This window comes from uncultured Salinibacterium sp. (genome assembly GCF_963974405.1).
Taxonomy (GTDB): domain Bacteria; phylum Actinomycetota; class Actinomycetes; order Actinomycetales; family Microbacteriaceae; genus Rhodoglobus.
Genome location: NZ_CAXBBH010000004.1, coordinates 118,299 through 141,038 on the forward strand (window position 1 = coordinate 118,299; position 22,740 = coordinate 141,038).

The 22,740-nt window shown below is 63.0% G+C and carries 18 protein-coding genes and 1 pseudogene; 14 read left to right on the forward strand and 5 right to left on the reverse strand.

Going from position 1 to position 22,740, the window contains the following annotated elements:
• Positions 1-91: 91 nt before the first annotated feature.
• Positions 92-565, reverse strand: a complete 474-nt coding sequence (locus tag AACZ26_RS12950) for a thioredoxin family protein (RefSeq protein WP_339622172.1) — start codon at positions 563-565, stop codon at positions 92-94.
• Positions 566-715: 150 nt separating this feature from the next.
• Between AACZ26_RS12950 and AACZ26_RS12955 the strand changes: the two genes are divergently transcribed.
• On the forward strand, positions 716-1,570 hold the full coding sequence (locus AACZ26_RS12955) for a carbohydrate kinase family protein (protein WP_339622173.1): 855 nt from the start codon (positions 716-718) through the stop codon (positions 1,568-1,570).
• A gap of 15 nt (positions 1,571-1,585) precedes the next feature.
• Here the strand turns inward: AACZ26_RS12955 and AACZ26_RS12960 are convergent, their stop codons facing one another.
• Complete coding sequence (locus AACZ26_RS12960) at positions 1,586-3,028, reverse strand: threonine/serine exporter family protein (protein ID WP_339622260.1); 1,443 nt, start codon at positions 3,026-3,028, stop codon at positions 1,586-1,588.
• Between the two features lie 206 nt (positions 3,029-3,234).
• On the opposite strand from AACZ26_RS12960, the gene AACZ26_RS12965 reads away from it, so the two are divergent.
• The 4 genes and pseudogenes from AACZ26_RS12965 to AACZ26_RS12980 all read left to right on the forward strand — a co-directional run bounded on the left by AACZ26_RS12965 (position 3,235) and on the right by AACZ26_RS12980 (position 5,518).
• The gene (locus AACZ26_RS12965) at positions 3,235-4,200 is read left to right on the forward strand and encodes a DUF368 domain-containing protein (RefSeq protein WP_339622174.1); all 966 of its coding nucleotides are present in this window, start codon (positions 3,235-3,237) and stop codon (positions 4,198-4,200) included.
• Between the two features lie 59 nt (positions 4,201-4,259).
• A pseudogene (locus AACZ26_RS12970) lies at positions 4,260-4,373 on the forward strand (VOC family protein); the annotation flags it as partial.
• A gap of 100 nt (positions 4,374-4,473) precedes the next feature.
• Entirely contained in the window at positions 4,474-5,022 is a 549-nt protein-coding gene (locus AACZ26_RS12975; RefSeq protein WP_339622176.1) for an XRE family transcriptional regulator, read from the forward strand.
• Complete coding sequence (locus AACZ26_RS12980) at positions 5,012-5,518, forward strand: YbaK/EbsC family protein (protein WP_339622178.1); 507 nt, start codon at positions 5,012-5,014, stop codon at positions 5,516-5,518. The genes AACZ26_RS12975 and AACZ26_RS12980 overlap by 11 nt, the downstream gene beginning before the upstream one ends.
• Here the strand turns inward: AACZ26_RS12980 and AACZ26_RS12985 are convergent.
• A complete protein-coding gene (locus AACZ26_RS12985; protein WP_339622180.1) occupies positions 5,505-6,530 on the reverse strand; it encodes a LuxR C-terminal-related transcriptional regulator in 1,026 nt (341 codons plus the stop codon). The genes AACZ26_RS12980 and AACZ26_RS12985 overlap by 14 nt on opposite strands.
• Before the next feature lie 77 nt (positions 6,531-6,607).
• Here AACZ26_RS12985 and AACZ26_RS12990 point away from each other — a divergent pair, with 77 nt between their 5' ends.
• The 4 genes from AACZ26_RS12990 (at position 6,608) to AACZ26_RS13005 (ending at position 12,083) form a co-directional block, all read left to right on the forward strand.
• Positions 6,608-7,225, forward strand: a complete 618-nt coding sequence (locus tag AACZ26_RS12990; RefSeq protein ID WP_339622182.1) for a hypothetical protein — start codon at positions 6,608-6,610, stop codon at positions 7,223-7,225.
• Between the two features lie 111 nt (positions 7,226-7,336).
• A complete protein-coding gene (locus tag AACZ26_RS12995) occupies positions 7,337-8,359 on the forward strand; it encodes a 3-oxoacyl-ACP synthase III (RefSeq protein WP_339622184.1) in 1,023 nt (340 codons plus the stop codon).
• Positions 8,353-11,121, forward strand: a complete 2,769-nt coding sequence (locus tag AACZ26_RS13000) for an alpha/beta fold hydrolase (protein WP_339622185.1) — start codon at positions 8,353-8,355, stop codon at positions 11,119-11,121. The genes AACZ26_RS12995 and AACZ26_RS13000 overlap by 7 nt, the downstream gene beginning before the upstream one ends.
• Complete coding sequence (locus AACZ26_RS13005) at positions 11,118-12,083, forward strand: NAD-dependent epimerase/dehydratase family protein (protein ID WP_339622186.1); 966 nt, start codon at positions 11,118-11,120, stop codon at positions 12,081-12,083. The genes AACZ26_RS13000 and AACZ26_RS13005 overlap by 4 nt, the downstream gene beginning before the upstream one ends.
• A gap of 261 nt (positions 12,084-12,344) precedes the next feature.
• Here AACZ26_RS13005 and AACZ26_RS13010 read toward each other — a convergent pair whose 3' ends face one another.
• Positions 12,345-15,038: a LamG-like jellyroll fold domain-containing protein gene (locus AACZ26_RS13010; protein WP_339622188.1), complete on the reverse strand. Its 2,694-nt coding sequence runs from the start codon at positions 15,036-15,038 to the stop codon at positions 12,345-12,347.
• A gap of 335 nt (positions 15,039-15,373) precedes the next feature.
• The gene (gene dacB / locus AACZ26_RS13015) at positions 15,374-16,924 is read right to left on the reverse strand and encodes a D-alanyl-D-alanine carboxypeptidase/D-alanyl-D-alanine-endopeptidase (protein WP_339622190.1); all 1,551 of its coding nucleotides are present in this window, start codon (positions 16,922-16,924) and stop codon (positions 15,374-15,376) included.
• A 154-nt stretch (positions 16,925-17,078) separates the two neighbouring features.
• On the opposite strand from dacB, the gene AACZ26_RS13020 reads away from it, so the two are divergent.
• The 5 genes from AACZ26_RS13020 (at position 17,079) to AACZ26_RS13040 (ending at position 22,710) form a co-directional block, all read left to right on the forward strand.
• Positions 17,079-17,600, forward strand: a complete 522-nt coding sequence (locus AACZ26_RS13020) for a PadR family transcriptional regulator (RefSeq protein ID WP_339622191.1) — start codon at positions 17,079-17,081, stop codon at positions 17,598-17,600.
• Entirely contained in the window at positions 17,597-18,316 is a 720-nt protein-coding gene (locus AACZ26_RS13025; protein WP_339622193.1) for an ABC transporter ATP-binding protein, read from the forward strand. The genes AACZ26_RS13020 and AACZ26_RS13025 overlap by 4 nt, the downstream gene beginning before the upstream one ends.
• Positions 18,316-20,433: an ABC transporter permease gene (locus tag AACZ26_RS13030; RefSeq protein WP_339622194.1), complete on the forward strand. Its 2,118-nt coding sequence runs from the start codon at positions 18,316-18,318 to the stop codon at positions 20,431-20,433. The genes AACZ26_RS13025 and AACZ26_RS13030 overlap by 1 nt, the downstream gene beginning before the upstream one ends.
• A 59-nt stretch (positions 20,434-20,492) precedes the next feature.
• A complete protein-coding gene (locus AACZ26_RS13035) occupies positions 20,493-20,918 on the forward strand; it encodes a hypothetical protein (RefSeq protein ID WP_339622196.1) in 426 nt (141 codons plus the stop codon).
• Positions 20,919-21,522: 604 nt separating this feature from the next.
• Positions 21,523-22,710 (forward strand): IS481 family transposase, encoded by a 1,188-nt coding sequence (locus tag AACZ26_RS13040; protein WP_339622197.1) that lies wholly within the window; start codon positions 21,523-21,525, stop codon positions 22,708-22,710.
• Positions 22,711-22,740 lie beyond the last annotated feature (30 nt).

The window sequence follows — 22,740 nt, forward strand, 5'->3', positions numbered from 1 at the left end:
GCTGTCTCGGGTGTGCTGTGCTGTCTCGGGGCTGAGGGGTAGGTGGCGCTGGCGGCGCTGTCGGACGTTTAGCGGCCGCGGTGGCTAGTCGTTAGACCAGCGCTGGCGCGAGCATCCGGTGCAGTTCGGCACGGACGTCGTTGATCTTGGGCGCTCCGCCGATGCGTGCGTGCAGCACACCGTCGCCGTCGAGGATAAACGTGGTCGGAGACTGCAACAGTTTGAACTTGTTGGCGATCTCGGGCCGAGAGGTGACATCCACCTCGACGTGAACGACGGCGCCGGTTCCGTCGTCGAGCTCGGCGGCCAGCGCGCTCAGTTGTGCACGAGTCGTTGGGCAGATCGAGCAGGTTGCGGTGGAGAACTGAAGCAGAGTGACGCGGCTACCGAAGGGGGCGGCGCCGTCAATCGTAATTCGAGAGTCGTCAACTGCAGCGGTCGAGTCTTTCAAGCCGCTCTGGCGAGTGCGCTTAACGCGGCCTGTTTGAGCACGCCACACCAGACCAAGCACCGTAGCGAGTGCTACGAGGCCGAGAAGCACCAGCAAGATTTCCACAGCGGTCACCTTTCGAGAGTATTGCGAGTTTCGCTGCGCCATTGTTGTGTGACGCGAAGTTACACAAACGACAAGCAGTCTGGGGCTTGCAAAATTCCGAATCCAGTCGAACGCACGGCTACTACTCAGCGACGCGTCTGACGCCACTACTGTGTGAGGATGCCGAACCAGATCCTCATCTCGGGCCCCGTGTCGTGGAACCGAATCGTCTATCTCGATCACTTGCCGGAACCGCACCCCCACATGCAATTTGCGCTGGAGAATTTTGAGACCGTTGGTGGGACATCCGCTGGCAAGGCACTGCACCTGACCGGGCTGGGGCGGCAAGTCACCTGCCTTACTGTGGTCGGCGACGACGACGCTGCTGTGCGGCTTCATTCGGTGCTTGAGGCGGCCGGGATCAATGTTCACAGCGACTCCGTACCCGGTGCGAGCGAGCAACACCTGAATCTGATGACCCGAGACGGCCAGCGAGTGTCTCTCTACCTATCAACGCCCGAGTGTGCTGAACCGGATGCTGCACGATTTCGCGACTTGGGGCATGGTGCGGATGCGCTGGTGATGGATTTATCGGAAGCATCGAGAGCCCTCTTGCCTGACGCGGCAACACTGGGCATTCCGATCTGGACCGATCTGCATGATTACGACGACAAATCAGACTTCCATGAGCCGTTTGTTCGGGCCGCCTCGTATCTTTTTATGAACGCCGATGGGATGCCCGACCCTCTGCCTTTCATGCGTGCGCGAGTCGACGCGGGCGCCACGGCGGTAGTGTGCACCCTGGGCGCTGAAGGCGCTGTGGCGTTCGATGCTGCGGGGCTCCACAGGGTAGCGGCGGAGCCTGCCCGCGTTCGCGATTCGAATGGTGCCGGTGATGCGTTCTTCGCCGGGTTTCTGCACTCAACGCTGGCGGGCGCGACAATCGAAGAGGCGCTTGCCGCGGCTGCATCGCAGGCGGTGGTCGCGCTGGAGTCGAAGCACCTTCATCCCAGTGTTGCGGATGAGCTGGCCTAACTGGTCATCACGCAGCTACCGCGGCGTGCGCGACCGCTTCAGCGCAAGCATGGCCGCGCGGTCGAAGCCGAACGTGCGGCGGGCAATGAAGCCGCCAATCGTGGTGCCGGCGGCAAGGCCGAGCCCCGTGGCAAGCGCCATGACCATGGACGGCAACGCTTCGGTGACTCCGTATTCGGAGTCCATGAGCGCGTAGATGCCGCGGTAGAGCGCGAGTCCGGGCAGCAGCGCGATGATGCCGACCATGTTGGTGGCACCCTCTGGCACTTTCAGCCAGCGGTAGAGGAGGTAGCTGATGACGCCGGCGGCGGTTCCTGCGACGGCGGGGGCGAGTCCGGGTGAGGAGATCAGGGGCAGCACGTACCAGTAGACGGCAAACACGAGGGCGGCACCCATTGCCATGATGGGCAGCAATCGCATCCGCACATAGGAGGCCAGGGCGAAGCCGACGGCGATGATCGCTGTGCCGATCATCCCGGAGATAACGCTGCGACTGTCACCGAGCGAGTCACCGACCGCTACGGGGATGCCGAGGCGCAGAGAGATGCTGAGCACGATTGAGATGCCGACGGCTAGGCCGACTGTCATCATCATTACTTCGAGGCCTCGGGCGGTGGCGGTGACGTAGTAGCCGCCGATCGCGTCGCTGGCGGCTGAAGTGAGCCCCACCCCAGACAACAGCATGATGATGCCGGAGATCACGATGACGGTGGGGCTGTTCGAACCTGGGATGTCGATGCCGACGGAGCGCAGCCAAAACATGAAGACCGCGATCACGGTAATGACGCCAGCGGCCGCGATCTGGGCGAAGAAGGCGGGAACCGACAGGCGTTCGAGTCGGCGCGTGAGCACGTCGGAGATGGCGGCGGATGCTGCAGCCACAAGTACCAGCACGAAACTGGCACCGAAGATCACGACGACACCGGCCGCGAGGATTGCCTTGCCTGCGGTCACAACCCACCGGCGATACGGATGCGGCGTCGTGAGGATGACGCTGAGCTGTTCGCGCGCTTCATCCACATCGCCTGGACCGTCGGGGCCCGTGATCTGGTCGATAAGCCAATACACGTTTTGCAGGCGCGTGTAGTCGATGGTGCGCACTTTCACGATGCGCATGATGGACATGGGGTCTTCGTTCATCCCGCGGTGCACCGAGACGGTGAGCGATGTGAAGGTGATGTCGACGTGCATCCCGCTCACGCCGTAGGCGTTGCTGATGCGCAGCACTGTTGCAACAACGTCGGCTGCGGATGCCCCGGTCGCCAGCATTGCTTCGCCGGCACGCAAGCAGAGGTCGATAACGGAGCGCGCGTGACGCTGCGAGAGTTGTTGTTCGTTGCCCGGTAGCGAGAGGAGTTGGGTGGGCGCATTGTTGGTGCGCAGGGCTCCCCCGGCCATAGTGATGAGGGATCGACTCAGTCGCTGTTGGAGTGCCCGAAGTCGGTTGTTGTTGCCCATAGTCACTCATCAAGGCTAAGGGCTACAGCACCGGATTCGATACTCGGCTGTTCATTCTGTTGCGGCCACCTAAACTAGATCGACTGATCTGCACGGCGCTGCTGTGCTGGCTAATTCTGCGGGTGGCAATTGCCGCTCAATCTAGGGTTGCGGAGTGCAGGATCATGGCCTTTTGCACGACACAATGAGATGAGAACGAGTAAGCGATGACCCGAGTTCACCCCGTCATACGCACTGTTGGCGATGCCTTCCGCGGCATGCTGATCGGCTTCGCTGAGATCGTTCCCGGAGTCAGCGGCGGAACCATCGCCCTCCTCGTCGGCGTCTACGACACCCTCATCGATGGCGCCGGGCATCTCGCGCGTGGTGTCGCTCTCACGATCGCTGATGGCGTTCGCGGTCGTGGGCTTTCCCGCGCTGTCGCCCATTTCCGTTCGGTGCGCTGGAACGTCGTACTGCCGATCGGTGGCGGGATGCTGCTGGCTATTCTTGCGGGCGCTGCGGTGCTCGCTCCCCTGATCGAGCAATACCCGACCGGCACGCGTGCAGTCTCCGCCGGACTCATTGCGGCGTCGCTCATCGTGCCTGCTCGCATGGTCGGCGGTCGTTGGACGGCCCCCGAGGTGCTGATCGGCCTCCTGGCTGCCGGTGTCGCGGTTGCCCTCACGAGCCTGCCGCGCGGTAACGATGCGGATCCCACGCTCATCATCGTCTCGCTCGCTGCCGCCCTCGCGGTCTGCGCTCTCGTGTTGCCCGGAGTTTCGGGCTCTTACCTGCTACTGATCTTGGGCATGTATGCCCCCACTCTCGCCGCCGTGAATGACCGCAACTTTGGCTATCTCGGCGCCTTCGTGATCGGCGCCATCGTCGGTCTTGGCCTCTTCGTTTCGGGGCTGCAGTGGCTCCTGAAGAACCGCCGCCGCATCACTCTCGTCATCATGACGGGCCTCATGCTCGGCTCACTCCGCGCCCTCTGGCCCTGGCAAACCGAGTCGGGCGAAGTCTTAGCTCCCGAATCCGACTTCGGATTCGTGCTGCTGCTCTTCGCCATCGGTGCCGTGGTCGTGCTGGGTATCTTGGCTGCAGAAGCTGCCCTTGTGAAGCGGCGGATGCTCTCGCCCGAGATCATCGCTGATCCTGAGCCTGAGCCTGATCCTGATCCTGAGCCCTAGCCCGAGCCGCGCGACGCGTAGCTCGTGAAGCACTACTCGTTGACTTCCAAGAGGCCAACGCGACAATCGTCGAACCATTCGCTGCCTCCGCATGGAGCGCCGGATTCGGCATGGTCACCGACCCGTTCGGCGTGACCTGGATCCTCAGCGTGGTGGCGCCCGCCGCACCATAGCCAGTCTTCACTGTACAGCGCACAGCTACGGCATCCGTCCCTCTACTGTGCGCTGTGCACGCCTCTTGCATCGTTCTGTTAGCAGAACGATAATATGTTTATGGATGACTCGCTCGCCACCAAACTCCGACAGACACGCGAAGACCGAGGGCTGTCGTTGTCGGAGCTTGCCCGCAGGAGCGGGATTGGCAAAGGCACGGTATCGGAGCTGGAGAACGGCCTCCGCGGGGCACGGCTGGATACCCTCTTCGCCCTCTCCACTGCCCTGCAGGTTCCTCTCGGCACCCTGCTCCCGAACAGTGCCGACGAGACAGCCGCAGTTGTCTCCGGCACGTCGGTCACCGCCACCCTCATCGGAAAATGGGCCAGCAGCGCGGGAACGATCGAGACGTACCGAACAACCGTGTCAACGCATCGACAGCGCTCCGATGCCCACCACCTCGGCGTCGAGGAGACGATAACCGTCATCAGCGGCCGCGTGCAGGCCGGGGTCGAGGGCCAGGAGCGTGAGCTCGGGCCCGGTGAGAGCATCCGCTACCGCGGAGACAAGCCGCACGGGTTCGCCGCCGTCGGCAACGACGCCGAGGCCATCCTCATCATGCATTACCCCCACTCCGTCAATCAGAAAGGCGCCCATCATGACCAGTGACCAGCAACTGCCCGAACGCAGCCAAATCGTTCAGCAACACCTCGCGGATGCGGGCATAAGCGGCCAGGTGAGGGAACTTCCTGACTCCACGCGAACCGCAGCAGACGCCGCTGCCGCCCTCAACTGCGAGGTCGGAGCGATCGCCAGCAGCCTGCTCTTCCTCGTCGACGATGAACCGACTCTGGTGATGACGAGCGGTCGCCACCGCGTTGATACTGACTTTCTCGCGCAGCAACTGAACGCGACCTCCGTCGCGATGGCACCCGCCGCACTCGTGCGCGACGTGACCGGCCAAGCAATCGGAGGCGTCTCCCCCGTGGGTCACCCCTCGCGCGTGCGAACGGTTGTCGATGAGTCTCTCAACGACTACGACACGATCTGGGCTGCGGGCGGAACACCCCGCACCGTATTCCCGCTGACCTTCGACGAACTCGTGGCGATCACCCACGGCGCACCCATCCGAGTCAACGAGGGACCAACGATTACGACTCCGTGAGCTCGCGCAACCGCAGCACCGCCGCAGCACGACTCGTGACCTGAAGCGCCCGAAATACCCCTTCGAGGTGCTTCTTCACGGTCGACTCTGACATGCCAAGTTCCTGCGCGAGCTCGTTGTTCGAGCCTCCGGTGCGCGCGAGCGCGATCAGCACGTCGGCCTGGCGAGGGGTGAGCCCGGCATCCATCAGCACATCCGTATCCGCTGCAACATCTTGTTGCCGACGCAGCAACAGAACCGTGGGCCCCATCCGCACCGCATGCACAATGCAATGCCAGCGCTGTGTGCCGATCATCACCTCGTGACGAGAATCGCTGCCGGGCGCGTGCGCGGTGTCGGCAATAATTGACGCGAGGCTGTCGGGAACTCGGGCTCCGGCATCCAACACCGTCGACGACGACGCCTCCACCACACCATCCGAGCGCACCGAAACGACCGCCCAGGCGTAGCGATCCATCTCCGCATCCACGAGGCGGGAGCGCTCGACATCGAGCGCAAAACGATGATGCATCGCGAGATGACCGCTCAGGGCGTTCATCACGGCAACGTCGCGATCGCTGAACTCCCCCATCGCTTCCCTGCGGTTGAGTGCATACCCGACCACGACATCCGGCGGCGATGGCAGCTCCACCACGAGCTGAAAACGCACGTTGAATGGCCCGTAAAAGTGGCGGAACAAGTCTGTGGAGGTGAAGTCCGCGCCACCGTCAACGTCGCAGAAACGGATGGCGCCGAGACCGCGAGTAGACGTCGCCGCCGTGATCAGCGGGTGCTCGTGAAAGTACTTGTCGTACTGCGGCTTCAGCCGGGTCGCTTTCGCAATCTCGCCGGCGGGCGACATCACGTACCGAAAGTCGCGCGTCGCGAGCACCATGTCATTGAAGGATGCGCTGTCGCAGTCGATTAGTTCGCGCACAGCATCCAGAACATCCGCAAATTCGAGCGGCGGATGCTCGGTGAGCCGCCCGGCAACCCGAAGCACTGCTTGCGCGTCAGTATCGCTCAGTCCCATGCTCCAACACCCTACCCGCGCGGCTACGCCGAAAGACGTATTGCCCAACCGCGCTGCAGGCGAGGAACCTTGATGCCATGACTACTGCGCGCTCCTCCCTCATGCCCTCGTCGCTCCTCTGGGCGCGCAAAGCGCGGATCGCGGCACTCGTTCTCGCCGTCAGCGCGACACTCGCCGCCTGTTCCCCCGCCGCCGACGCGCCCGCAGATTCAAGCACGACAGAAGAATCCACGACGACGGATGAGACCACAGGTGACGAGGAGACGTCAGAGGAACCCGCCGCTGGTGGCCTCAGCTCCGACGATGTCGGCAACGCCACGCTCCGCATCAACGGCGTCGAATTTGCCGACTTCACCGGCAACTGCGAAATCAGCCGACTCGCTGGCAAAGAAGACGTCGGAGACCTCAACGAAGGCGACATTTCGGCGATCATTGCTGTCGACAATGTCAAAGCCCACGAGGACATGCTGATGAACTACATCGCGACCAGCGAAGAAAGATTCAGATTCCGCGATCAAGAGGCAGCTGCGGGCGTCGGCAGCAGTGCCAAGGGCACGATCTCCACACTGACAGAGCTCGGCCCGCGAACGGCCGACGGCAGCCGCGATATCGTCGAAGTGCGCTTCACCGGTGCATTTGAAGATGGCACCCCTATCGAAGCGGATGTCGTCTGCGAGCTCCAGAACGCGTTCTAATCCGCCGCGCTTGCGAGCGTTTCTCCCGCCATCAGAAAGCAAGGCACGCTGACTGGCGTAAACTAGGCCTCTTGCTTATCGAGCCGCTGAGGCTCGCTCGACGGAGGTTTCGTGGCCGGAAATGCCAACACTCGCTTCACCAACGTGTCACTGTTGTCGGTCGCGAGCACACTACCCAGCCGGGTAACGACATCAGAAGACCTCGAGTCGCGTCTCGCTCCGGCGTTCTCGCGCCTCGCGCTGCCCAGCAGACTCCTGCAACGGGTGGCCGGTGTACTCGAGCGTCGCAATTGGGCTGACGGCGAAACATCCGACGACGCGACCGTCTCAGCAGGCCAACGTGCGCTGGCTGCCGCCGGGGTGGATGCCTCAGAAGTCGGCCTCCTCATCAACACGTCTGTCAGTCGCAAACACCTCGAACCGTCGGTGGCGGTGCGTCTGCACCACGGGCTCAACCTGCCAAGCTCGGCCATCAACTTCGATGTCGCGAATGCGTGTCTCGGCTTCGTGAGCGGGATGAATCTTGCCGCGAACATGATCGAATCAGGCCAAATCAAGTACGCGATCATCGTCAATGGCGAAGACGCGGACGCCATTCAGACCAACACCATCGACCGATTGTTGAAGCAAGACGGTGACCGCGACGGCTTCATGAGCGAATTCGCGTCACTCACGCTCGGCTCCGGGGCCGCTGCTGCGGTGCTTGGCCGCACCGACGAACATCCGGCCGGTCATCCGATTCTCGGCGGTGTCACGCGCGCGGCAACCCAGTTCCACGAACTCTGTGTCGGCAGCGTCGACGGCATGTTCACCGACGCGAAAGCACTGCTCAAAGGCGGGCTCGACCTCGTCGTCTCGGCGTGGAAAGAAGCATCCACCGAATGGGACTGGTCGAAGATGGACCTGTACGTCACCCACCAGGTGTCGTCAGTGCACACCAACGCCATCGTCAAAGCCGCGAAACTCGACCGCGATCGCGTGCCCACCACGTTCCCGCAATACGGCAACGTCGGCCCCGCATCGATTCCCATCACCCTCTCTGAAGCCCAGGGTTCCCTTAAGAAGGGCGACCGCGTTCTGCTCATGGGTGTGGGCTCCGGCCTCAACACGGCAATGATGGAACTCGCATGGTGACCGAAGCCGCATCTCACCCTCCAGCGGACCTGCCCGGGCTCGACCCGCGCTTCAGCCGAGTTACTTCTGTGCCCGGAAGCGGTGCGGATGCGGGACTCACCCGTGACTGGCACTACCTCGACACCGGCGACGAGTTGGCGCAGCTCGGCGTCCCTGTCATCGGCACGATCCTGGCCGTCCATGGCAACCCCACCTGGTCGTACTACTGGCGCGAACTGCTCACGCAATCGCTGCAAGCCGCAGAGGCTGGAGCTGAGTCTGGGACTCCGGCGTGGCGGATCATCGCCGTCGACCAACTCGACATGGGCTTCTCGGAGCGCACCGGCATCCACCGTCCGCTCGCGCAGCGGGTCGCCGATCTGACGGCGTTCACCGACGCACTCTCGCTCGACGGACCCATAATTTCGCTCGGCCACGACTGGGGTGGCGTCGTCTCCCTCGGCTGGGCAGTCGATCACCCGGCGCAGCTTGCGGGCGTCATGCTGCTCAACACGGCCGTGCATCACGAGGCCGGCAAGCCAATCCCGGCACCGTTGCGACTGGCACGGGCGCGCGGGATGCTGGCAGCATCCACCGTGCGCACCAGTGCGTTCTTGGAGACCACGCTGGCGCTCACGTCCGATCCGCTCGACCCAGCGCTGAAGGATGCCTACCGTGCGCCGTACCGCACGGCATCGCGACGCGGGGGCATTGGCGGTTTCGTTGCCGACATCCCCGTCGACGCACGGCACGAGAGCTTCAGCGAGCTCGATCGCATCGCCACGGGTGTCGCCCAGCTCGATCTGCCGGCACTCATGCTGTGGGGTCCGCGCGATCCGATTTTCAGCGACTACTACCTCGACGATCTCATCGAGCGACTCCCGCACGCGAACGTGCACCGCTTCGAGGGCGCGGGACATCTCGTCACCGAAGACACGCCCTACGCGGAATCGATACTGACCTGGGTCTGCGACAACGCCGCGCATCTCGCTAGCCCCGGCACCGCCTCGTCGTCGCCCCGTGAAGCGATCGCTGCAGCATCCGATTCTGCCGAGTCACCTGACTCGAACTTCGTCCCCCTGTGGCGCAAGCTCGACGAACACCGCGACGACCGGGCCACCGCCGTCATCGACATGTCGACGCGTGGCTCGCGCGGCCCGCTTCAGGTCAGCTGGCACCAGCTCGCCGAGCGCGTCAACGACATCGCCGCCGGACTCACCGCCATTGGCGTGCACACCGGCCAGCGGGTCTCGCTGCTCGTGCCGCCCGGGCCAACCCTCACCGCTGTCGTCTATGCCTGTCTCCGCATTGGTGCGGTCGTTGTCGTGGCGGATGCCGGACTCGGCATCAAGGGACTCACCCGTGCCGTGCGCGGATCGCGCCCCGACTTCGTGATCGGCGAAGCCCCCGGCCTCGCCGCCGCCCGCACCCTCGGCTGGCCTGGCGTGCGCATTTCCACCGCGCAACTGCCCAAGGTTTCCGCCGTGGCTCTCGGCGTCTCCTACAGCCTTCGCGATCTCATCACCCTCGGCGCTGACACTCCCCTGCCCACCGAACCACGGTCTGCGGATGACGCAGCGATCCTCTTCACGTCGGGCTCAACTGGCCCCGCCAAGGGTGTCGTCTACCGCCACGGTCAGCTCTCTGCCCTGCGCGATGTGCTCGCGAGCCACTTCGAGGTCACCGCCGACACCGGCCTCGTCACCGGCTTCGCGCCCTTCGCGTTGCTGGGTCCGGCACTCGGCACGCGATCGGTGACACCCGACATGGATGTCTCGGCTCCCCGCACGCTGACCGCTCGCGCTGTCGCTGCTGCAGTGGAAGCATCCGGCGCCAGCATGGTCTTCCTCTCCCCTGCTGCGATTCTCAATGTGGTGGCGACTGCGGGAGACCTCACGCCGCACGACCGCAGCGAACTCGAACGCGTGCGCACCTTCCTCTCCACCGGTGCCCCCATCGGGGCGGAACTGCTCGCCTCCGCCGGCACCATCATGCCGAACTCCAAGGCGCATTCGCCCTATGGCATGACCGAGTGCCTCCTCGTGACCGACATCACCCTCGACGGCATCCGCGCCGCCGCCAGCGATGCCAACACCGGCGTCTGCGTAGGAACGCCGATCGGCGAGAACCGTATCCGCATCAGCGCGCTCGATGAGCACGGTGCCGCGACCGGGTCGCCCAGTTCGCAGCCCGGCATTCTCGGCGAGATCGTCGTCTCAGCACCGCACCTGAAAGACCACTACGACCGGCTGTGGCTCACCGACCGCGAAGCTGCTCGCGAGACGTCAGTCGAGGCGGATGCCGCGGGTTCTGCCACGGAGTATGCCGCGGCTGCGGATGCGACGGCTGCACCGGCCGCACCCCACACGCGCTGGCACCGCACCGGCGACGTCGGACACCTCGATGAACTCGGTCGCCTCTGGGTCGAGGGCCGGCTGCCCCACGTGATCGTGACCGCTACGGGCCCCATCGCTCCGGTTGGCGCCGAGCAGGATGTTGAGGGCGTTACCGCCGTGCGCCGTGCTGCCGTTGTGGGTGTTGGCCCGCACCAGCTTCGCCAAGCCGTCGCTGTCGTGGAAACAATCTCGCCGACCCGCAAGCCTGGGCTCGCCGGCCCCGAACTGACGTCGGCTGTTCGCGCGAGCACGACGCTTCCGCTCGTGGCCGTGCTTGCGGTTCCTGAGCTTCCGACCGACATCCGCCACAATTCCAAGATCGACCGCTCGCGGTTGTCGAAGTGGGCTGAGCGACTGCTGGCCGGCGGAAAGTCGACTGCACCGTGATCGTGCTCGTTACCGGAGCATCCGGATTTCTCGGTCGTGCCGTTGCGACCGACCTCGTCGCCGCGGGGCACGAGGTGCGCACGCTGCAACGACGGCCGTCAGGCGTTGAGGGCGTCACCGACATGCTTGGCTCGATCACCGACCCAGATCACGTCGCGACTGCGATGGAGGGCGCCGAGGGCGTCATCCACCTCGCCGCGAAGGTGTCGCTCGCGGGCGACCCACGCGCATTTCACACCGTCAACGTCGAGGGAACTCGTCTCGTGCTTTCCGCGGCTGAGACCGCGGGCGTCTCCCGCTTCGTGCAGGTCTCGTCACCATCGGTGGCACACTCGGGCTCTGCACTAGCTGGCGTTGGTGCCGAACCCGCCTCGCCCGAACATGCCCGCAGCGAGTATGCCCGCACGAAGGCGCAAGCAGAATTGCTTGCCCTCGCGTGCGATTCTGAGCGGATGCGCGTCCTCGCCATTCGCCCGCACCTTGTCTGGGGTCCTGGTGACACCCAGCTCGTCGGCCGCATCGTCGATCGAGCTCGCCGTGGACGCCTACCCCTGCTCAATGGCGGGACCGCCCTCATCGACACGACCTATATCGACAATGCGGCATCCGGAATTGTGGCCGCCCTGCACCGCGCCGATGTCGCCCACGGCAAGGCCTACGTTCTCACCAATGGTGAACCCCGCCCCGTCGGCGACATGTTGGCCGGGATCTGCATTGCTTCGGGTGTTCAGCCTCCGCGCTGGAGCATCCGTGCCGCCCTCGGGCGCACCGCGGGCTCTCTCGTCGAACGAGTGTGGGCCGTGCGCCCCGGAGTCGACGAGCCGCCCATGACACGCTTCTTAGCCGAGCAGCTTTCTACCGCGCACTGGTTCGATCAGCGCGAGATTCGCGAAGCGTTGAACTGGTCGCCCGCCGTGAGTATCGATGAGGGTCTGCGGCGACTCGCCCGCCACCAGCAATAGCGGGTACGCTCAGGGCACGAGCCACTCGGCTCACAGGAGGACAACGTCATGGCCGATAAATCACCCAAGAAATCCAGCGGCAAGACTGTAGCCAGCAAGTCTCTCAAGGAGAAGCGCGCCGACAAGAAAGACAAGGCCGCAAACAAGCGCAAGGACTAAAGTCGGGCGGTGGCGCGGGGCCGGCGATCGGAGGCATCGTCCCGTCGGCCACCTCCCCCGCGCAGGGGCCCGTGACCCTCTCCGGCCCAGCGATCGGTGCAGCTAGGCCCCGAGGTTCGATCCGCGCGTAAGCGCCTGTGCGGCCGTCAGTTCGGCATCCGCTCGCCGGCGTCGCCGCCCGAGGAGGAGGAGGAGTGCACCGACCAACAGAGCGAGCGCGGACGCGACTGGTGCGAGGGCAGGAATCGATGAGCCGGTGACAGCGAGAGCCGTCGCCTGCGCTGTGACAATCGGTGATGGGGCGCTCGTCACATTGGCGTCCAACCAGCCCAACCTTGAGCCAATGACGACAACAGTGAGGTGCCTACCGACCTGATTCGGCGTGATGAGGAACGACGAGCCAGTCGCACCGCTGATTGCACTACCGTCTGCATACCATTGGTATGTAAAACCATCCGCAACCGGCGTCCACCCATCAGGATCCGTATCAACGGTCAAAGTTTCACCAGCCCGCGCAGTGCCGCTCACAGTCGGAGCGCCCAGAGCGGAAAAGCGCCCAGCCAGCACAGAGACCGGAGCACTGGCCACACGTGTAGCCGCGTAACCCGAAGCAACAGCTGTGACTTCGACAAGCACGTCAGCGCCGACCATATCGCCAGTCAAGACGAGGCCGGCACTCGTCGCGCCTGCAATTGCGGCCCCATCCGCGTACCACCGGTATGCGAAGGTATCCGCACTGGGCGACCAACCAGCAGAATCGGGGTTAGCTGTCAGCATCTCGCCTGCCTGCGCAGTCCCGCTCAGCGTCGGAGCTCCGAGAACGGAGAAGGGTAGTGCCAACACGGGGCCGACAGGGTCGCTGTCCACACTCGCGGGCGCGTAGTACCTCGCCCAGGCGGTCACCTCGACGAGTATGTTTGCGCCGACCAGATCGGGGGTCAAGACGAGCTCTGGGCCCGTGGCTCCGTTGATCGCAGTGCGACTGTCTCCGCGAATCTTGTACCACTGGTATCTGGTTCCACTACCGGTGGTGCCCGAGAAATCCCAAGAGCCCGAGGATGCCATCGACAATGTGTCTGAGACGTAGAGACTGCCTGACACCGAGATCGCCGGCGCACTGACGTTTGCGAGTTGCGGGCCGATGGCGAGCTCCACGATGAGATAGTCGAACCCGCCTGAGCCGTTGGCGAGCCTGATGGTCAGGGAGTCGGTACCGACGAAACCGCTTTGCGGGACGTAGTCGATCGTAACGTCGCTTCCGCTCGAGTTGCTGGTCGAAGCTGTCCCGAACGCCGGCTGACTGCTCACGCTCCACGTGAACGGCGATGGGCCAGATTCGGTGGCGGCCAACGCCAGACTCCAGGCCGTGTTGGTATCGGTGTGGTCGCTCAGGCTGTCAGGAGCGGCAGCGCTGTCGATCGTTATTACCGGCAACGGGTTGAGCGGACTCACCGGGCAGGCACTCGTCGACTGCGCGATGCCGAAAGTACCCGTGATTTCTCCGCTCGCAGGAACCTCGAAGGTTCCGACCGCTACCACTGTGCCATCGATCGTCGTCTGCCGAATTGTCGCAGTGTCGACCGTAGAGTAGGTGCCACTCGTTGAGTCGTAGCTGCGCACCGCTAGTCGGCTACACGTTTCGCCATACTGGTAGAGCGTGATGCGCGCCGTCGAACCGTTGTCGCAGTCGGCCACATGAGTGGTCAGCCCCGCGCGGTACGAATACCCTTCATCAGCTGGCGCTTCTAGGCCCGTGACCGACGAAAGCGTGCAGTCGCCACTCACTGCAGACATCACAAGGGTGGTGTATTGGCTGTCAACGGCGTTGGGCAGGCTGGCAACGTTTCGCTGCAGGCTGTCGGCGATGCCGTCGGCATTAGCATCGCCACCGTTGGGGGCGGCATCTTCGATCGACGCGGCCACGCCGTCACCCGTACCGGCTGCCTCGCCGTCGGCGGTCGACTGCAAGTCGTCACTACCGGAGTACAGGTTGCCAATCTCGGCGTCGTCAAGCACACCGTCGTAGGCACGGAGTTCGTCCATGAACCCGACGAAGCGGTTGTGATAATCGTCTTGACCCCATCCGATGTGCGCCAACGGACTCGCGGTGGGGGCATCCTGATTGCTGCCGCCCCGCCCGTTGTTCGACGTGCTCTGCTCCCGGAGACCGTCAACGTAAAGAACGACGTTACCGCTGGCTTTTGTGGAATCGCGCGTCACACAAACGTGGTGCCATCTGCCGTCGTTAACGGTAGTAGCACCGTCGATCCGCTCGTCATTGCTTCGGTTCGCCCTCCCGGTGCCAAACGTAAGTTTGCCGGTCTGGCTGAGGCCGAAACCGAAGTCGTTCGTCACACCGCTAACCTCACCGTCCAGAATCGGAGCAGAATTCCAGTGGTTCACACCGGTGCCCTGACTGGTCGTGTTGATCCATGCACAAATTGAGAAGTCCTTGATGACGCCGTGGCCGCCGTCGACGGCACGGAAAGGATTGGTAATGACGAGGCAACTCTGACCATCGAGATTGAGGCTGCGCGACTCACCAGACCCGAGCGATGGCGGCACGTTGGTCGAGGGGGTCGGAGTGGTGCAGTTGGGACTGAGTGTCGCAGTATTGCTCGCCGAGGAGTCAGCGGCACCGGACGCGAACGTGGCATCGTCAAATGTCCAGTGTGCGACAAGCTCTGGCTCGGCTTCTGCCGCTTGGGCTGCTGTCGGAAGCTCAAGGAAAAGTGTCGAGACAACGAGAGTCACAATGGCGATAAGTGCGCCGAGTGCGCGACTCTGACGCCTCACTGCTGAGACTCCAGAAGTGCGCCTGATGTCACGCATACCGAGCTCGGCACATCAGGGCAAAGCCTATTCGAATCGACCGTGAGCATGTCGCCGTGACCCCTCGTCTGCGCCAGTGAACATGGCGATCCATTACCGAATCAGCATACACGGCACGGCATCCAAAGGATGCCTCCATTGCTCGGACGCGCAGAGACCGCAAAAGTCGATTTTTGCTAACCTGACGGCCCTATAAGTTCCACGTTGCACAGCGCCCAGAACCGCAGTTCTCGGTTCGCACCGAATAGGCAACTCTCTACGAGAGATCGCACCTTAGGTTGGGGATACCGCGAGAAGCGTTACCCCTTTTTCTGCAGGGCAAGAATGATGTCAGCGATGCGGTCGTTGATTTCGAAGACGCCATCAATGTCATCCACGGTCGTCGAGTTGAAGATCACGGTGAAGGCGAGGTCCCTGCCCGATTCCGTTGTGACGTACCCCGAGTACGAACGAGCCAAATAGAACAGTTGCTTCGTCGTCGGATACCAGTGGATGCGCGTTCCGGTCTTGGCGTGAATGTTGCCCTCGGCACTCGTGCCTACTCCCAAGGACACGAGGGAGCCGTCGACGCCGGCGATGGGTTGAAGATCAACGAACTGATCACCCCACGGCTCGTCGTGCACACTGCGGAGGAAGTCGACGTGCGCCTGCGCGCTCGACCGGTTCTCGTCGACACTCCCCGCCGGGTCAAACAGTCTCACCGCGTTTTCGCCGTTGCGCGCATCAACAGCCGTGAGAACTGTGGCAGCGCCATCCACACAGTCCGTACTTTCCTCGGAGACCGCGATCAAGCACGCGAGAAGATCTGCCCCGCGGTTGTAGCTGATTTTTTGAACCACCCGAGCGAACTCGCTCAGCGGCGGCGAGACCCATTCGGCCAGCGGCTCGCTTGCCGCTTCATCGAAGGGAATTTTAGACTCTAGACCGGAACCGTTGACGACGATCCCTTCCTCGTCGAGTACCTGCCGGAATGCCGTTGCCGCGAAGGCCACGGGGTCGGGGACCTGCGTATTACGCACGGTCACGCCAGCGTCGATCCCGATGGTGCCACTCGCGGTCACCGTCATGTCGTTCATCGAGATCGCGACCTCAACGGCGTCGCCAGCAACTACGGTGACATCGTTGACAACCGAAAGGGCGTCGAGATGGGGAATGACCCGGATGTCGGGGCGTTCACCGACCTCGTTGGCCGTCAGTTCGACATCCACCACGTTTTCGTTAACCCAGATGGAATCAATCCGACCGTCGGGCCAGTCGAGCATCGGATCAAACAACTGATTCTCAACGACGACGTCACCCGTGATCGAGCTCACGCCGGACTCAAGGATGCTGCCCGCCAACGAGCGGAGGGCGCTCAACGGGTCCCCCGAGTTCAGCTCGACAGGAAGAAGCCCGGTGTTCGCTTCGTTGTGATCGAAGGATGTGATCTCCAGCGAGTCATCGGGCAGGTCTCTTAAGCCGAAGCTGAAATCGCCGCTTCCGACAAGCACCAGGTCGCCGTCAAGCGTGCCATCGACGATCTCGCCGGTGCCATACACCGGAGTTGTCAGTCGCTCTTCGCCGCCGAGGATCTCAAGCACGGCCGCTGTCGTAAACGATTTTTGAATCGAACCAGGAACGAACGGGATCGTGGAGTTGAGCTCGTAGACGGGATCGCCCGTCTCAAGGTCCACGGCGTAAATGCCCCACCCGCCCCCGGTGAACATCGGGTCATCGATAACCGCCTGAATCTCAGAGGACAGCTCGTCATTCGCCGGTGCCGTGCAGCCGCTGAGCAGCATTGTGGCACACGCCACCGCGGCGGTCCCGGTCAGAATTTTCGGGCCAGAGGTTTTCGCAGGAGTTTGCACAGGGCCCTTTCAGCACGCTTCGCGCCAGATCACGGTCACTAGACGAGCCGCAGCGGTCGGGCCTGCTGACTCCGAAAACCATCCTAGCAATCCGCTCGCGTTCGCTCACAGCGTCTATACATCTTGCGTATACGCGGAGTGTATAGTTAAAAACATGGACACTTCATTGGCCTTCTTGGGCCTGATCGAGGCACGGCCCGGACACGGCTATGAGCTCAAGCAGCTCTACGACGAACACTTCGGCGATTCAAAGCCTCTCGCCTATGGCCAGGTCTACGCGATGCTTGCCCGCTTCGCCCGTGACGATTTGGTCGAAATGGTGGGCGTTGAAGACGGATCAGGGCCATCGCGGAAGCAATACCGCGGGCTACCTGAAGGACGAAAGCGCGTCATCGAGTGGCTGACGACGACTGACGAAGACACAAGCGCCTCCCGCACCAACCTCTTCGCGAAGGTCGTCATCGCCCTCCTGCTCGACGAAGATGCCGCCCGAATCCTGAACGTGCAGCGCAGCGCTCTGCTCGAATCGATGAGACAACTCACCCGAGCAAAACAGCAGGCTGCGCTGCTAGATGTGCTCGCTTACGACCACGCCCTCCTGCGCATCGAGGCGGACATCCGCTGGATCGACATGGCAGAAGTACGACTCACCAATGTAAAGGAATCTCTGTCATGACCCACCTCATACCCACGGATGCGACGAACCCGGGGCCAGCACTCATCACCGCCCGCGGGCTTGATAAGCATCACGGGCTGACCCACGCTCTTCGCGGTGTGGACGTCACCATTCGTCAGGGCGAAATCGTGACCGTGATGGGCCCGTCGGGCTCCGGCAAATCGACCCTCCTCCATTGCCTCGCGGGTGTTACCACTCCCGATAGCGGGGAGGTGACTATTGATGGCACACAGATCAGCGCCCTGAAAGAAGATCAACGATCTCGGTTCCGCCTGACCAGGCTGGGGTTCGTGTTCCAGTTCGGGCAGCTTCTGCCAGAACTGAGCGCCGAGGACAACGTCGCGTTGCCACTTATGCTCGCCGGCACCAGGCGCGCGAAAGCTCTAGTGCAGGCGCACTCGTGGCTGGAACGACTCGGTCTCGAGGGCATGGAACGGCGACTACCCTCTGAGCTCTCGGGCGGGCAAGCACAACGCGTTGCCCTCGCTCGAGGCCTCGTGAATGCCCCGGCCGTGCTCTTCGCCGACGAACCAACGGGCGCATTGGATTCGCTGACTGCAGAGCGAGTAATGGAAACCCTCACCGACGTGGTGCGCAGCACGGGCACCACGCTAGTGATTGTTACCCATGACGCACGCGTCGCCTCGTACAGCGACCGAGAGATCTTTATTCGTGACGGTCAAGTGACGAACCCTGCCCTGCAAGGAGCACAGTAATGGAACCGCTTCGTCTCCTCATTTTCGGGACACGCGGCAACTGGGGGCGTCTCGCGGGAATCGCTGCCGGAGTAGGCATCGGCGTGTTACTCGCGCTATTGCTTGTCGCAGGCGCGAACGCGCTAGAGACGCGCGACGTTCGCTCTTCGTGGATCCAACCGTCGCTCAGCGAACTGAGCACCGCCACGGACGATGACACTATTGCCGCGCTGTCTCGCGACATTTTCGACGGACAACGCATCGACCGCCTCGACATCGCCGTGCCCACCAGTAAGAGCGCGACAATTCCCGGAATGGATGCACCGGCGCCGGGCACCTACGTGGCTTCGCCAGCGCTTGAAGAACTCATCACAACCTCGACGCCCACGCAGTTGCGAAACCGCTACGGTACTCCGGCAGGCACGATCCCCGATGAGCTGTTGGCCAGCCCGGATTCGCTCGTCGTTGTCGTGGGCGCAACCCCCGAGGATGTTGCAGCGCTCTCGTCTGCCGGTGTCGCACTGAGCTTCGGCACCTCCGCGTTCGGCGGAAACCAGAACTACCAGACGCTCGCTTTGGTTGGTGCGCTGGCAATCCTGACCCCCGCTTTCCTGCTCGTCGCCGTGTCCACGACCTTGGGCTCTTCAGCACGGGCAGAACAGTGGCAAACGCTACGAACAATCGGCGCCTCCCGAGCGTTGGTGAAACGCGTCGCACTGGCCGAAGCTGCAGGAACCGCCATTCTGGGTGCCGCTCTCGGCGTGGCAGGGTTCTTTGCCCTGCGCCCTCTGCTCGCGTTCCTCCCCGTCGCGGGCGAACGACTCGTCGCGAGCGACCTCACCGTGTCCACGACGGTTGTTGTCGTCGTCGCGGTTGCCGTGATCATCGGCGCAATATTCGCAGCGTCACGAAGCGCTCGCCGCACCGGCAGCAACGCAACAACCCAGTCGGTCTTTGAGAAAATGCCCCGTTTTGTTCGAGTGCTCCCCCTGCTGACAGGCGTGGGGCTGTTCTTCCTCGTAAGCACTTTCGCCGATCAGATCCCGCTGCCGCTCGCGATCCCGGTCGTCGGAAGCTTCGCCCTGATCGCGATCGGTCTCCTCATCGCGGGCCCGTACTTTACCTGGCTAGCGGCACTGGCGCTTGCGCGACTAGCTCGTACCGGTGCCGCTGTAATCGCCTCTCGTCGGATGGTGCGCACACCGCGCGCCGGATTCCGGTCGGTCGCCGGACTCGTCGCAGCAACGTTCGTGATCACTGTCTTCGCTTTCTCCGCATCCGCGAGCGTTGGTGCAGGCTCGTTCACCGCAGACCCGCTCCTACCGGAAGACGCTCTCGCGGCGAACATCCGGTCCGACGCCGACATCGCAGCTACCTCAGTCAACGAGAGCCTCGGCCAGATCTCAGGCGTTACGGGCGTGTACTTCACGTACACCGATGGCGATGGCGCCTACATTGCCGGCGACGACGCACAGAAACTGAACATTGACGCGTTCACGGCCGACATCGGCGAACTGACTGGCGGGGTCTACTCACTCGCCCCCGAAGGACCGGCACTTCAGAACGCAAACGTTCCCACTCTCGACGGCATGCGCATCAGCGACATCATTGCGCGCACCGACGGTGAACCGTCGTCGATCGAAGCAACCAGAACCGCACTCCTGACCATCGAGGGCGTTGATCGTTCGGCGGGAGCATGGACACGTGCCGAATTTGTGGGCGACGCAGACAGTGACCTCGCATCGCAGTTCGCCGAGATTGGTCGGCTGGCGATTGTGATCGTCACCCTCCTCGCTGCTGCTGTGCTCGCTATCGCAACCATCGCCGCGCTCTACGACCGCAAACGCACGCTCAGTTTGCTGCAACTCATCGGCATGCATCGCACCACGTTGACGAAGATCGTGTCGTGGGAAACCCTCCTGCCGCTGCTCAGCATTCTGGCGCCCGCCATCCTCCTCGGATGGCTCACCGCGCACATGCTCATCACGAGCCTTTCGGATCGCTCCATCGGCTGGCCCGATTCCCTCCTCGGTATAGCGCTCGCTGCCACCGGCCTGATGGTCGTCGTCTCGATCATGCTCTCGGCATGCGTCGGCGATCGGATCACTCGATCCGCAGAAAGCAGTGGTCGCGAATGACCCCATCGTCACACGCCCAAACCCAGTCGTCGTCTCACACTCTCACTCAAGGAACAAAAATGAACAACAAGAAACCCCACACCGCTGCCGTCATCGTTCTAGCGGCGGCTACGTTAGCGCTCTCCGGATGCGCGGCCATCGATGATCTAGTGCACCGTCAAGAGACCCAAACCTACGACTCCAAAGAGCTGTTCGACGCCGAGACCTCGGTGGATGCCGACTGGATTCCATCGGACGCCACAGCCATCACGCTGCGCACACCGGCGGATGACGCTGGAGACGTCGCGGTAGTGCTCCTCACGTCAGCCTCGGAGCTGCCCGAGTCGTGCGCAGAAGCCGAACGCAGTTCCGCACCCCTGCTGACCATTGACGGCGCCCCGGATGTCTACGACTCGAAGAACAGCACAGTCCAGGTCTGCGATGACTGGACCGTGCTGAAGGCGACGAACGGTTGGTTCGGGTGGACCCCGAACCAAGGCGATTAGACTCAACGACGCGTTCGGTGTTCTGAAGTGCTCACCGGGCGTCCACGAGCAGCTTCGCGTCTGAACCGGCCTGCCAATCGTGCAGAACAACCGCCAGATTAAAGCGAGAAGGACCGCACATTCAGTGCGGTCCTTCTTCATTATTGTCGGGCTGACAGGATTTGACGCCCCTACTGAGCCTCCAGAAAACCGCGCAGCAAAGCGCTGGTGCTTGGCAGAAGGGATGGCGCGATTTTCTGGACTACTCAGCGGGGGCCCACGAGCAGCTTCGCGTCCGAACCAACACGACAATCGTGAAGAAAGACCGCAAGGTTAACGCGAAAAGGACCGCACATTCAGTGCGGTCCTTCTTCACGATTGTCGGGCTGCGCCCCATCGGCACGGCCGTCACATCGCAGCAACACCCAAATCACGAGCATCTCGCGACAGCGATGCGCCGGAACCGGCGCGACGGGGACCCCACCTGCAAGACCTCGAGATACGCAAAAGGGGCCGTCCTTAAGGACGGCCCCTTTTGCGTATCTGTCGGGCTGACAGTGTTCTCTTTCAGTATATAGGAAACGCATCTCTCGGGACATAGGAAACTTTCGGCCACGCTCATGGGGTGTCTAAAGCTCGTCTTGTCATCACTGCCGTTGTACTCGAGGGACGAACCCAAGCCGACGTTGCCCGCAACTATCGGGTCTCGAAAAGGTGGGTGTCAAAACTCGTCGCGCGTTACCGGGCGGAGGGGGAAGCGGCCTTCGACGCACGATCCCGAAGACCACACACTAGCCCGAACCAGACGCCTCAGGGAACGATCGATTTGATCATCTCTCTGCGCACACAGCTGGCCGCTGCCGGTCACGACGCAGGCCCTGACACGATCGCCTGGCACCTCACCCAGCACCACAAGGTGACCGTGTCACCGGCCACGATCAGCCGTTACCTGACCCGCGCGGGCTTGATCACCCCTGAGCCGAAGAAGAAGCCCCGCTCCTCCTACATCCGCTTCGAAGCCGCAATGCCCAACGAAACGTGGCAGTCCGACTTCACCCATTACCGCTTGGCCGGCGACCGCGACGTCGAGATCCTGACCTGGCTGGACGACTGCTCCCGCTACGCCCTGAACATCACCGCTCACCACCGAATCACTACCCCGATCGTGCTCGCTCAATTCCGTGCAGTCGTCGAAAAGCACGGAATTCCCGCCTCAACACTGACCGACAACGGCATGGTATTCACCACCCGTCTCTCCGGCATAGGCAGAGCAGGAGGCCGCAACGCGTTCGAAGCCGAACTACGACACCTGAACGTCGACCAGAAGAACTCCCGCCCCGGGCACCCCACGACCCAGGGCAAGGTCGAACGATTCCAACAAACGATGAAGAACTGGCTCCGCGCGGCCAACGCGCAGCCGACCACGATCGCTGAATTGCAGCAGTTGCTCGACCGGTTCGCGCAGGAATACAACCACGACCGCCCTCACCGCTCCCTGCCCCACCGAGCGACCCCCGCGACCATCTACCAGCGACTACCCAAAGCAGCACCAACAGGCACACGCGAGACCGACGCCCACGAACGAGTCCGACGCGACCGCGTCGATGACGCCGGCAGCATCACCCTGCGCGTCAACGGACGACTTCACCACATCGGCATCGGCCGACCCCACGCCCGAACCCCCGTGATCATCCTCGCCCACGACCTCCACGTCCGCGTCGTCAACGCTCAAACCGGAGAACTGCTCCGGGAGCTAACAATCGACACCACCCGCGACTACCAACCACAAACAAGAAAACTCCCGAACCCCTGAGGGTTCGAGAGTTTCCTATGTCTTGCGAGA